Origin of the sequence: Streptacidiphilus rugosus AM-16, from assembly GCF_000744655.1 — a bacterium.
Lineage (GTDB): Bacteria > Actinomycetota > Actinomycetes > Streptomycetales > Streptomycetaceae > Streptacidiphilus > Streptacidiphilus rugosus.
In genome coordinates this window covers 431,701-444,310 of sequence record NZ_JQMJ01000003.1, presented here as the reverse complement: position 1 = coordinate 444,310, position 12,610 = coordinate 431,701, and the positions used below count along the sequence as shown (strand labels likewise).

General features: G+C 71.3%; 9 protein-coding genes. 8 read left to right on the top strand and 1 reads right to left on the bottom strand.

Annotation, left to right across the window (positions count from 1 at the left end; translation table 11 throughout):
- The first annotated feature begins 58 nt into the window (after nucleotides 1–58).
- The 8 genes from BS83_RS05440 to BS83_RS05405 all read left to right on the top strand — a co-directional run bounded on the left by BS83_RS05440 (nucleotide 59) and on the right by BS83_RS05405 (nucleotide 11,739).
- Nucleotides 59–2,353 (top strand): DUF6049 family protein, encoded by a 2,295-nt coding sequence (locus tag BS83_RS05440; protein ID WP_051942665.1) that lies wholly within the window; start codon nucleotides 59–61, stop codon nucleotides 2,351–2,353.
- A gap of 108 nt (nucleotides 2,354–2,461) precedes the next feature.
- Nucleotides 2,462–4,765, top strand: coding sequence for a murein biosynthesis integral membrane protein MurJ (murJ, locus tag BS83_RS05435; protein WP_037601521.1), 2,304 nt, complete (start codon nucleotides 2,462–2,464; stop codon nucleotides 4,763–4,765).
- A gap of 463 nt (nucleotides 4,766–5,228) precedes the next feature.
- A complete protein-coding gene (locus BS83_RS05430) occupies nucleotides 5,229–7,025 on the top strand; it encodes a protein kinase family protein (protein WP_037602702.1) in 1,797 nt (598 codons plus the stop codon).
- Nucleotides 7,026–7,198: 173 nt separating this feature from the next.
- Nucleotides 7,199–7,939 (top strand): RNA polymerase sigma factor SigM, encoded by a 741-nt coding sequence (gene sigM / locus BS83_RS05425; protein ID WP_232248061.1) that lies wholly within the window; start codon nucleotides 7,199–7,201, stop codon nucleotides 7,937–7,939.
- Nucleotides 7,936–8,982, top strand: a complete 1,047-nt coding sequence (locus BS83_RS41445) for an anti-sigma factor family protein (RefSeq protein WP_051942664.1) — start codon at nucleotides 7,936–7,938, stop codon at nucleotides 8,980–8,982. Before sigM ends, BS83_RS41445 begins: the two co-directional genes overlap by 4 nt.
- A gap of 103 nt (nucleotides 8,983–9,085) precedes the next feature.
- A complete protein-coding gene (gene trxB / locus BS83_RS05415) occupies nucleotides 9,086–10,054 on the top strand; it encodes a thioredoxin-disulfide reductase (RefSeq protein WP_037601518.1) in 969 nt (322 codons plus the stop codon).
- 86 nt (nucleotides 10,055–10,140) lie between these two features.
- Nucleotides 10,141–10,473, top strand: coding sequence for a thioredoxin (gene trxA / locus BS83_RS05410; RefSeq protein WP_037601515.1), 333 nt, complete (start codon nucleotides 10,141–10,143; stop codon nucleotides 10,471–10,473).
- A 93-nt stretch (nucleotides 10,474–10,566) separates the two neighbouring features.
- Nucleotides 10,567–11,739: an N-acetylmuramoyl-L-alanine amidase gene (locus tag BS83_RS05405; protein ID WP_037601511.1), complete on the top strand. Its 1,173-nt coding sequence runs from the start codon at nucleotides 10,567–10,569 to the stop codon at nucleotides 11,737–11,739.
- A 137-nt stretch (nucleotides 11,740–11,876) separates the two neighbouring features.
- Here BS83_RS05405 and BS83_RS05400 read toward each other — a convergent pair whose 3' ends face one another.
- Nucleotides 11,877–12,494: a GNAT family N-acetyltransferase gene (locus BS83_RS05400; protein ID WP_037601508.1), complete on the bottom strand. Its 618-nt coding sequence runs from the start codon at nucleotides 12,492–12,494 to the stop codon at nucleotides 11,877–11,879.
- Nucleotides 12,495–12,610 lie beyond the last annotated feature (116 nt).

The window sequence follows — 12,610 nt, the reverse complement described above, 5'->3', positions numbered from 1 at the left end:
AGAACGGCGAGGGCGCGTGGGCGAGGCGGCAACGGACGGCGGAACCCTTCGCGCGCGAGTGCGACGCGGTGGCAGGCTGGCGGCCTGGGGGCGGCTGACGCTCGCGTCCGGCCTGGTCCTGCTGGCCGGTCCGACGCTGGCTCCAGCCGCCGAGGCGGCCCCGCAGATCAACCTGACGCCCGACGCGGTTCCCCTCGCCGTGGGTACCGCCCCCCAGAGCACCGGCCTCGCGCCCATGGCGTCGAGCGCGACCGTCGCCGTGACGCTGAACACAGTGACGCCCTCCGCGCCCGCCCCGACCGGACAGGTGTCGCTGAGCGGCACGGTCACCAACCACGGCCGCTCCGTGCTCGACGGGCTCCACGTCGGTCTGACCACGACGGGCAAGGCCCTGGGGACCCGGTCCGCGATCGAGGACACGGCGGCAGCCGGGCCCACCCCTTCTTCCGACGACGGCGACGAGCTCACCGACTCGGCGCTCCAGGCGAAGATCGGCACCCTGGCCGTCGGCGCCAGCGCGAACTTCACCATCACCGCGCCCGTCAGCAAGCTCTTCGGCTCCCAGCCGGACGGCGTCTACGCCCTGGGCATCGACGCCCAGACGGCGGACCGGGTCAACCAGGGCAAGCCCGCGCTCGGCATCGCCCGGACCTTCCTGCCGATCCACGCCGCGAACTCCAGCGACAAGCCGACCAAGGTCGCCACGCTCTGGCCGCTGACCGAGTCCCCCAAGATCCAGGCGCAGACGTACATCGACCCCTCGACCCACGTCGAGGAACCCGTCTTCACCGACGACGACCTGGCCGCCTCGCTCGCCCAGGAGGGCCGGCTCAACCAGCTGGCCGGCATCAACCAGACCTACCCCGGCCTGCATCCGACCTGGGTGATCGATCCCGACCTGATCGACACGGTCTACGCGATGACCAAGCCCTACCAGGTCGCCACCACCGACGACAGCCAGGGCGCCAACAGCGGCTGCAACTGCGTCAAGCCCGGGACGGGGTCGAAGGCCGCCGCGGCCTGGCTCAGCAGCCTGCAGACCACGCTGGGGGCGGGCAAGCCGGACGTGGTCTCGCTGCCCTACGCCGATCCTGACATCGCCTCCCTCGCCCACAACGCCGCCGGCAGGCAGCAGCTCAGCACCCTGCTGCCGCTCACCGCCGGGGCGCTCGGCCTGGACCGGCTCCAGGTCGACGCCGCGCACAACCTGGCCTGGCCCTACCAGGGCTACACCGACTCCTCGATCGTCAAGGTCGCGAAGTCGATGGGTGACAACCAGATCATCGTCAACGGCGCCTCGCTGCCCGACACCGGCGATCTCAACTTCACGCCGAACGCCGCCCGCCCGATCGGCGGCGGAATGACCGCGGTGGTCGCGGACGGCGCCCTGTCCGACATCTTCGCCGGTGACCTCTCCACCCAGGCCCGGCAGACCGCGGCGACGCAGCAGTTCCTGGCCGAGACCCTGAAGATCACCGAGGAGCGCCCGAACGAGCAGCGCTCGATCGTGGTCCAGGCCCCGCGGCAGATGTCGACGGCGACCGCGCAGACCCTGGCCAAGGCGCTGACCGAGGCCCAGACCGGCAAGTGGCTGACCACCGCCGACCTGAACGCGGTCGTCGCCGCCGGTGCGACGGACGGCGCGAACACCTCCGTACCGTCGAGCTACCCGGCGGGCCCGCGCCAGAGCGAGCTGAGCGGCACGGTCTTCGACCAGGTCAACAACATCGGGAACGGTCTGGCCACCCTGCAGCAGATCCTGACCCGCCCGGACCGGCTGCGGGAGCCCTTCGGCGCGGCGATGGTCCGCTCGGTCTCCACGGGCTGGCGCGGAGAGCGGTCCGCCGCCGACACCTACAGTCAGTCGGCCGACAACTTCATGAGGCTGCTGCAGAACGCGGTCACCATCATCCCCAAGGCGACCGACGTGGTCGTGCCGGGCAACAACTCCTCGGCTCAGGTCGCGGTCTCGGTCGAGAACGACCTCCAGCAGACCGTGAGCAAGCTGCGGCTCTCGCTGTACAGCTCCAGCCCGAAGCGTCTGCAGGTCGACTCGGTCGACTACGACGTCACCATCGCGGGCGGGCGGACCAAGAGCACGTTCAAGTTCAAGGTCACCACGACGGCGAACGGGACCGTCCCGATGATGGCCACGCTGTACAGCACCCAGGACCCCACCAAGCCGATCGCCGAGCTGCCGTTCAACGTCAACGTCACGTCGGTCTCCACCGGGGTGATCACCGTCATCGCGAGCGGCGGGTTGCTGGTCGTGCTGGCCGGGCTGCGGCTGTACTGGAAGCGGAAGAAGAATGCGGCGCTGGAAGCCGCGAACCCCGAAATCCAGGAGCCGTGAGACGCCGTAGGGCGTCCGAGAGGTGAGAGGGTAGGCACCTGGCACCTGGAATCTGGAACCTGGCATCCCGCTACGGGCACTGGAACGCATCGATCCGGAGAGAGACGCATGAGCGCGCCGCGCGACGGCAGGACCCCGCAGGGCAGCGACGGGCATGCGCCTGATCCGTACCTGGATCAGACCTATGCGCACGATCCCTACGCGACGGACCCCTACGGGCAGGCGCAGCCGTACGACCAGCAGAGCTTCGACGCCCGGCCCTTCGAGGCCCAGTCCCACACGGGCCCGGCCGTGGACGCCCCGCAGCCGCAGTACGCGCCGTACCAGCAGCCACACCCGCAGCAGCCGTACCAGCAGCCACACCAGCCCCAGGGCTTCAGCCAGGCCTACCACGACCCGCAGCAGCACCCCCAGCCTCCTCAGCACCCTCAGCCTCCGCAGGGCCAGCCGCTTCCGCCGCAGCAGTCGGGGCACAGCCCCTGGCCGGAGCAGCCGGGCGGCGAGGAGCAGCCGTACGTCGGCGTCGACGAGCTGATCAGCGGGGCCGGACGGCGCCAGCAGGCGCGCGAGCAGGCCCAGGCGCGGCAGCAGCACGAGCAGGACGCGGCCTACGACTTCCTCTTCCGCGACAGCGGACCCAGCCTCTACGGCGAGGCCGGCGGCGACTCGGTGGCCGAGGCCACCAGCACCATCCCGCTGCTGGTCCCGGCCGATCTGCCGCAGCGCTCCGGCGAGGACCCGGCCGGCGCGGGTTCGGCCGACGCCTCGGCCGCGACCGAGGCGGCCGCGCCCAAGGGCAAGGTCGCGAGCATCCTCAACTCCAGCGCGATCATGGCGGCGGGCACCCTCGTCTCGCGCGGCACCGGCTTCCTGCGCACGATGATCATCGCGGCCGCGATCGGCGTCGCGACGCTGGGCGACAACTACAGCGTGGCCAACACGCTGCCCACCATGCTCTACATCCTCGTCGGCGGCGGAGCCCTGAACGCGGTGTTCGTGCCGCAGCTGGTCCGCAGCATGAAGAACGACGAGGACGAGGGCGAGGCCTACGCCAACAGACTCCTGACCCTGGTCGTCGTCGGCCTCGGACTCGTGGTCCTGGTGACCGTGGTGGCCGCCCCGCTGCTGGTGCGGATGGTCTCCAACACCGCGATGTCGACCCCCGAGTCGGCGGACGCGACCGTCGCCCTGGCCCGCTACTGCCTGCCGACGATCTTCTTCATGGGTCTGCACGTGGTGATGGGCCAGATCCTGAACGCGCGCGGCAAGTTCGGCCCGATGATGTGGACCCCGGTCCTCAACAACATCGTCATCATCTTCACCTTCTCGATGTTCATCTGGGTCTACGGACCGTGGACCAGCACCCACATGGGCGAGCCGGGCCACATGGCGATCCCCGCGGCGGGCATCCGGCTGCTCGGCATCGGCACGCTGCTCGGCCTGGTCGTGCAGTCGCTGGCGATGCTGCCCTACCTGCGCCGCGCGGGCCTGCGCTTCCGGCCGCGCTTCGACTGGCGCGGCCACGGGCTCGGGCACGCGGCCAAGCTCGCCAAGTGGACCTTCCTCTTCGTGCTCGCCAACCAGGTCGGCTTCCTGGTCGTCACCCAGCTCGCCACCGCCGCCGGTGTCGCGTCGGGCGACAGCGGCAAGGGTCTGGCCGCCTACCAGAACGCCCTGCTGATCTGGCAGCTGCCGCAGGCCGTCATCACCGTCTCGATCATGAGCGCGGTGCTGCCGCGCATCTCGCGGGCCGCGGCCGACGAGGACGGCACGGCGGTGCGCGACGACCTCTCCTACGGTCTGCGCACCTCCGCCGTGGCGATCGTCCCGGCGTCCTTCGCCTTCCTCGCTCTCGGTCCTGCCATCGGCGCGCTGATCTACAACAACGTGTCGATCGGCTACATGGTCTCCGCCTTCGCGCTCGGGCTGATCCCGTACTCCGCGCAGTACGTGCTGCTGCGCGGCTTCTACGCGTACGAGGACACCCGGACGCCCTTCTACAACACGGTCTGGGTCGCCGTCAGCCAGGCGCTCCTCTCGGTCATCTGCTACGGCCTGCTCCCCTCGAAGTGGGCGGTCACCGGCATGGCCTTCGTCTACGGCCTCGCCTACGTGGTGGGCCTGATGGTGGCGGTGCCGCGACTGCGCCGCCGGATCGGCGACCTCGACGGTCAGCGGATCAAGCAGACCTACACGAAGCTCGTCGGCGCGAGCATCGTGCCGGCCCTGGTCGGCGCGGGTCTCTGCTTCGCGGTGCTGGACGTGGCGGGCCACGGCCGTGTCGGCGGCATCGCCGCCGTCGCGGTGGGCGGGCTGGCCCAGCTGGCCCTCTTCGTCGTGATCGCGCAGCGGATGCGCATCGAGGAGCTCAACTCGCTTCTCGGCATGGTTCGCGCGAAAATCGGACGCTGAGGACCTACCGCACGATTCGGCTCACCAGAGCAACCAAGGTGCCCCTCCGACGGTCGTACCTGGGGGAGCGAGTTGGCACAATTGATCGTGGGCTCGGAACATGATCGATGGCAGTGCGGTTTGGGGAGGCAGGACAACGGTGGCAGAGCGCAGCGAGACGGCCGTGGGGACGACCACGGGCGGCCCTCGGGCGGACGAGAAGCCGACGGACAGGGCGGCGGAGTCGACCGCGCCACTGTCCGCCGCAGCGCTGGCGGCCGAACTGGCCGCCGCGGACACCCCTCCTGACGACGAACCAACTGCCGTGTTCGGGAAGCGCGCTGAAGCGCGACGCGACACCGCGGCAGAGGCGTCGGCGGACCCGACGGCAGGGGCGTCGGCGGCCGAAGCGGCGGAGGGCGAGGCCGAAGAGCCGACCGACGAGAAGCCGCGCGAACAGAAGCCGGCCGGCGCGTCGACCCCGGTGGAGCCGACCGACGACAAGCCGGCCGAAGAAGAAGAAGCGGCCGATGCCCCCGCGTCGGAGGCCGCCGCAGATTCCGAGCCCGAGCCCGCCGACGGGAGCGACGCCACCGCGCCCGCCGCCGCGGCGACCCCGGAAGAGACCGCCGACAAGACCGCCGCGCCAGGGGCGGCCGCCCCGCTGCCCTCCGCCCCCGAGCGCCACAGCGGCGACCGGATCGCCTCCCGCTACCGGCTGGAGGAGTGCATCACCCAGGCGGGCGTGTTCAGTTCCTGGCGCGCCACGGACGAGAAGCTTCGCCGAGCCGTCGGCGTCCACCTGCTCTCCGCCGGTCATCCGCGGGCCAAGGCGACGCTCGCCGCCGCCCGCCAGGCCGCCCTCCTGGGCGATCCGCGCTTCGTGCAGGTGCTGGACGCGGTCGAGGACGGCGGGATCGTCTACATCGTCCGCGAGTGGCTGCCCGACGCGACCGGCCTCGACAAGCTGCTCCTCGAGGAGCCGCTGGAGGCTTACGACGCCTACCAGTTGGTGCGTCAGCTGGCCGACGCGCTGGCCGCCGCCCACCGGCGCGGCCTGGCCCATCTGCGGCTCACGCCCGCCTCCGTGCTGCGCACGGACAGCGGCCAGTACCGGATCGACGGCATCGCCGTGAACGCGGCGCTGCGCGGACTCGACCCCGAGGACAGCGCCGACGCCGCGCTCCAGGACACCCGCGCGATCGGCACCCTGCTCTTCGCCGCCCTCACGCACCGCTGGCCCTACCCGGAGGACCGGTACGGGCTGCAGGGCCTGCCGCGCAGCCTCGGCACCGTTCCGGCCGAGCGGGTCAGGGCCGGTGTGAACCGTGGCCTGTCCGACCTCACCGCGCGCACCCTCTGCGCGGAGCCGGGCGGCAAGCTGGAACCGATCACCACACCGCAGGACCTGGCCAAGGCCGTCGCGGCGCTGCCGAAGGTCCGCCAGCCGGCTCCCGAGCCCCTGGTCCTGCCCAGCTACCCGACCCACCGTCCGGCCGGACAGCAGCCCGCCGCGTCGGCCGGGGCCGCCTCCGGCCCGCACGGCGGCGCGCACGGCGGTCCCGGTGGACCGACCGCCACTGCCGCCCGGCCGCTGCCACCGGCCCTGCCGGGACGCTCCGGCAAGGCACTCAAGTGGGTCGTCTCCCTGGTCGTGCTGGGCGCCATCGGACTGGGCAGCTGGGGCACCGCCGAGGCGCTGATGTCCCCGACCAACCCCAGCACCGGCAACACCCAGCTCGACCAGGGCACCACGGGCCACCACCCGGGCGACGGCGGCGCGAGCCATCCCGCGCTCAAGCGGCTGACGATCGCCGGGGCGACGGAGTTCTCCCCGCTGGCGGAGGCGATAGCGGGCAACCAGGCGAGCCTGGCCGCGGACGGCAACCCGACCACCGCCTGGACCACCTCCAGCTACCAGGGCTACGCCAACTTCGGAAACCTGCCCCCTCGCAAGGACGGCAGCGGCATCCTGGTCGACCTGGGCAGCGTCCAGAGCGTCTCCGAGGTCAAGGTCACCATCCCGACGTCGGGGCAGACCATGGAGATCCTGGCCGCGCCCGGCGACGCCTCCGGCGCCACCCCTCCGGCGGACCTGGGCGGCTTCAGCCAGCGCATCAGCAACAGCGGACTGCTCTCCGGCACCGCGCTGGACAGCGGTGTGCTGGCCACCCCGGTGAAGACCCGCTACATCCTGGTCCACGTCACCTCGCTGCCGCCGGACCCCACGGAGGCCGGGCACTTCCGGGGCGGCATCTCCGAGATCCAGGTCTTCGGCTGACAGCGGGCCGGGCCCCGGCGGACCGGTCGGGGCCGGTCCGCCGCCCGTTGCCTGGGCTCTTCGTCACAGCCACTGATCGAGACAGCGGGCTGACGCGGACACCTCCGGGATGGCAGGCTTGACCCCGACTTTCGTACGGACGTCCCGATGACGCCGAGGGGGTGGAGGGCAGGGTGACCGAGCCGGTCGAGGACGCGGAGTTGCTGCGTCGCCATCTGGAGGGCGATCCCGACGCCTTCGGCGAGCTGGTCCGCCGCCACCGGGACCGGCTCTGGGCCGTCGCCGTGCGCACCCTCGGCGACCGGGAGGAGGCCGCGGACGCCGTCCAGGACGCGATGATCTCGGCCTTCCGCTCCGCCCACACCTTCCAGGGCCGCTCGGCGGTCACCACCTGGCTGCACCGGATCGTCGTCAACGCCTGCCTGGACCGCGCCCGGCGCGCCGCGACCCGCCGGGTCCGCCTGGTCGAGGACGAGAGCGCACTGGAGAAGGCGGCCGGCCACGACGAGGGCGCGGACGTCTCCGTCGAGCGCGGCGAGCTGCGCCGCGAGCTGTCGGAGGCGCTGTCGACGCTGCCGCAGGAACAGCGGGCCGCGCTGGTCCTGGTCGACATGCAGGGCTATCCCGTCGCGGAGGCGGCCGAGGTGCTCGGCGTTCCGGTCGGCACGGTGAAGAGCCGTTGCGCACGGGCGAGAGCGAAGTTGCTGTCCCATCTGAGCCATCTGCGCGGCGCCGACGGACCAAGATCGCTAAATGCTTCACGTGAAACAGTTAGCGATCTTGAACGGCGGAACCCCGACCCCGGCGACTCCCGAGGACACGCGAGGGACCAGGGGAACCCACCTGCCGGGAGACACGTCCCATCGGCAGGAGCGACCGCGACCCAGGCAGCAGGAGGTGAGCTGAAGGCATGAGCGAGTCCACCGTGCACCCGGCCCACCCCGAGGCCGAGCTCATCTCCGATCACATCGAGGGCCTGCTCTCCGCGGAAGAGAGCGCCGAGCTGACCGCGCACCTGGGCGACTGCCCGGAGTGCCGCGAGGTCCACGACGCCCTGGTCGAGCTCCGCGAGCTGCTCGGCGCCGAACCCGATCCCGGCCCGATGCCCGAGGACGTCGCCGCACGCCTCGACGCCGTCCTGGCCGCCGAGGCCGCCCGCCCCGCCGCTGCGGAGACTGCCGAAGCCGGGGGTGCCGACGCCGGGGGTGCCGAAGCCGGTGGTGCCGAGGCAGCAGAAGCCGAAGCGGCCAACCTGGCACCGGCGCCCGCGGTGACGGCGACGGACGCGACGGACGTGGCAGCGGACGACGACGCGGTCGGCAGCGCGGCAGGCCTGCAGAAGTCCAGTCGCCGTCCGGCGGACAACCGTCCGGCGGGCCGCTCGCGCGGCCGGACACGGCTGCGCCGGGCCCTGACCACACTGGCGATCTTCGCGGCCGCCGGGGGCATCGGCCTCGCCGTCTCCAGTGGCGGCGACATCGACGGCGGCGCCAGCAGCAGCGCCGCGGGCAGCGTCTCCGGGCCGGTTCACCCCGCCGCCTCCCCGGCGCCCGGCTACGAGTTCACCCAGGCCGGCCTGAGCGGTCAGATCCAGCAGCTGGCGCGCGACCACACCCTGCGGATGAACTCGGCCGGGGGGCCCGGCGCCACCGCTGCCAACGGTTCCGCAGCGCCCTTCGCCTCCTCGGCGCCGTCGGCCTCGGGCCGGACGACGCATCCTGACGCGGGCAGGCTGTCCTCCGCGCCGGAACCGACGGCCCCCGCCTGCGTCCTGAACGCCACGAAGCAGTCCACGCCCCCCGAGCTCCAGGGGGTCGGGCGCTATCTCGGTGTCGAGGTCTTCGCTCTGCTCTACCCCGACAAGGACGATCCGGCGCACCGCTGGGACGTGTATCTCGTCCAGGACTCCTGCACTTCTCCGGTCGTTCTGCTCCAGCAGTCGGTGCCGCGCGCGTGAAGCGCCGGGAATGCGAGACACTTGGGAACCGTTGACGGGGGTGGAACCCGGCAGCCCAAAGGTTGAAGTGTTCAGCCCCGGTGCGAAGCATTCAGGAGATTCAGTGAGCGACGTCCGTAACGTGATCATCATCGGTTCAGGCCCGGCCGGCTACACGGCCGCTCTCTACACCGCACGTGCCTCGCTGAAGCCCCTGGTCTTCGAGGGCTCCGTCTCCTCCGGCGGCGCCCTGATGAACACCACCGAGGTCGAGAACTTCCCCGGCTTCCGCGACGGCGTCATGGGCCCGGAGCTCATGGACAACATGCGGAGCCAGGCCGAGCGCTTCGGCGCCGAGCTGATCCCGGACGACGTGATCGCGGTCGACCTCAGCGGCGACATCAAGACGGTCACCGACTCCGAGGGAACGGTCCACCGCGCCAAGGCCGTCATCGTCACCACCGGCTCGCAGCACCGCAAGCTCGGTCTGGAGCACGAGGACGAGCTCTCCGGACGCGGCGTCTCCTGGTGCGCTACCTGTGACGGCTTCTTCTTCCGCGACCAGGACATCGCCGTCGTCGGCGGCGGCGACACGGCCATGGAGGAGGCGACCTTCCTGTCGCGCTTCGCCAAGTCCGTCACCGTTGTGCACCGCCGCGGCGAGCTGCGCGCCAGCAAGACCATGCAGGAGCGGGCCTTCAACGACCCGAAGATCTCCTTCGCCTGGAACAGCGAGGTCGCGGAGCTCCACAGCGAGGGCGGCAAGCTCAGCTCGGTGACCCTGAACGACACCGAGACCGGCGAGACCCGTGAGCTGGCCGTCACCGGTCTGTTCATCGCGGTCGGCCACGACCCGCGCACGGAGCTCTTCAAGGGCCAGCTGGAGCTGGACGACGAGGGCTACCTGCGCGTGGACGCGCCGTCCACCCGCACCAACGTCTCCGGCGTCTTCGGCGCGGGCGACGTCGTCGACCACACCTACCGTCAGGCGATCACCGCGGCCGGCACCGGCTGTGCCGCGGCCCTGGACGCCGAGCGCTACCTCGCCGCCCTGGCCCATGCCGAGGCCGAGCAGCAGCCCGCCGCGGTCTGACCCACCGGCCCAACGGCCGCCCGCCTGCCCGACAGCGGGCCCCGCACCACCACACGACCTGCACCTGCAAACCCGAGGAGACCCCCGTGGCCGGCGCCACCATCACCGTCACCGACGCGACCTTCGACGCCGAGGTCCTCAAGAGCGAGAAGCCCGTCCTGGTCGACTTCTGGGCCACCTGGTGCGGCCCGTGCCGCCAGGTCGCCCCGATCCTGGAGGAGCTCGCGACCGAGTACGCGGACCAGCTCACCATCGCCAAGATCGACATCGACCAGAACCCGGAGACCCCGGCGAAGTACGGCGTCCTGTCGATCCCGACGATGAACGTCTACCAGAACGGCGAGGTCGTGAAGACCATCGTCGGCGCCAAGCCGAAGAGCGCCCTTCTGCGTGACCTGGCCGAGTTCCTGGGACAGTAGGGCCTGCGCGGGTACCCACTCGCAAAGGATCTTCACCACCGCAGCCCCCATGTTTCACGTGAAACATGGGGGCTGCGGCGTACGATCTTGGCTATGTCCCAGCAGCGCCTTTCTCACGCGTACCACTGGAAGCTCGGGGACAGCGGTCCCGCCGTTGCCGAGATCCGGTTCAAGCTCGGCCTGCTCGGCCTGCTGCCGGAGGCGCCGCCGGTCCGCCAGGGCCGTCACATCCCCTCGGCCGAGGCCCTCTTCGACACGGCCGTGGACGCGGCGGTCCGCCACTTCCAGCAGCAGCGTGGGCTCACCACCGACGGCATCGTCGGCCCCGAGACCTACCGTCACCTCAACGAGGCCCGCTGGCGGCTCGGCGATCGCGTGCTCAGCTACACCCCCAGCAGCATGCAGGTCGGCGACGACGTCGCCCATCTCCAGCAGCGGCTGCTCGACATGGGCTTCACCCCCGGCCGCGTCGACGGGATCTACGGCCCGGCCACCGCCCAGGCGGTCGGCGAGTTCCAACGCAACATGGGTCTGCACCCGGACGGCACACTCGGGCCGACCACCTACGTGGTCCTCGAACGTCTCTCCCGGACCGTCGTCGGCGGCGCGCCGCACGTGATGCGGGAGACCGAGATGCTGCGCCACTCCGGGCCCGCGCTGAACGGCAAAGTCATCGTGATCGACCCGGGCCACGGCGGCACCGATCCGGGCATCCAGGCGCACGAGGCCGACGAGGCGGCCATCGTCTGGGACATCACCAGCCGGCTGGAGGGACGCCTGACCGCGCTGGGCGTGCGCACCTATCTGACCCGCACCGCGGACACCGCCCCCGACGAGACCGAGCGTGCCCGCTTCGCCAACCAGACCGGTGCGGACCTCATGATCTCGCTCCATCTGGAGGGCCACACCAACCCCGGCATCGGCGGGGTCGCCAGCTACTACTACGGCGACGAGAGCCGCGGGCGCTGGTCCCACACCGGCAAGCAGTTCGCCGGGCTGGCCCAGCGGGAGCTGGTGGCCCGCTGCGGCCTCGGCGACCTCCGCAGCCATGCCCGCACCTGGACGCTGCTGCGCTCCACGAAGATGCCCTGCGTCCGCCTGGAGCTCGGCTACCTCACCAATGCCTCGGACGCGGAGCGGCTGCGCTCGGCCGAGGTGCGTGCCCAGGCGGTCGAGGCGATCGCCGTGGCCGTCCAGCGGGTCTACCTTCCCCCGGAGGACGACGCACCCACCGGCGTGCTGCACCTTCCGGCGGCCTTCGCCTGACCAAGATCTTCAACTGCTTCACGTGAAGCATTTCGTGATCTTGGACTGCTTTCATGATCGCAAAGTGCTTCACGTGAAGCAGTTGAAGATCTTGAGCGGCAGAGGGCACCGGCATCCGTGGACGAGCACGGGACGGCTCAGAGCGGCCGGAGCGAGGGCTCCTTCTGGACCGCCCCGAGGAGCCGCTCCAGGGCCACCTCCATCTCGCCCTTCCAGGAGATCGCCGAGCGCACCTCCAACCGCAGGCGCGGATGGCGGGGATGCGGTCGCACCGTCTTGAAGCCGACCGCCAGCAGGTGATCCGTCGGCAGTACACAGCTGGGTTCCTCCCAGCGGGAGTCACCGAAGGCCTCGATCGCCTTGAAGCCGCGCCGCACCAGATCCTTGGCGACTGTCTGCACCAAGGTCCGCCCGATGCCCTGCCCCTGATAGCCCGGCAGTACCCGAGCCGTCATCAGCTGCACGGCGTCCGGCGCGATCGGGCTCGTCGGAAAGGCGAGCGATCGCGGCACATAGGCGGGGGGTGCATAGAGCACGAAGCCCGCCGGGACGTCGTCGACATAGGCGATCCGTCCGCAGGAACCCCACTCCAGCAGCACGGCGGAGATCCAGGATTCCTTCTCCAGCTCGGCCTGGCCGTCCTTGACGGCAGCCTCACCACTGACCGGATCCAGCTCCCAGAAGACACAGGACCGACAGGGCAGTGGGAGATCGGCGAGCGAGTCGAGAGTGAGCGGTACCAGCCTGCGTCCCATGCATCCACGATAGGCGCACCCGGCCCGAGACGGCAGCGCGATCACGCACCAGTCCGCCGAGGAATCCGGCCGCACCGCCGACGCCCAACCCCAGGGCGATCAGCGCGACCTGTGAC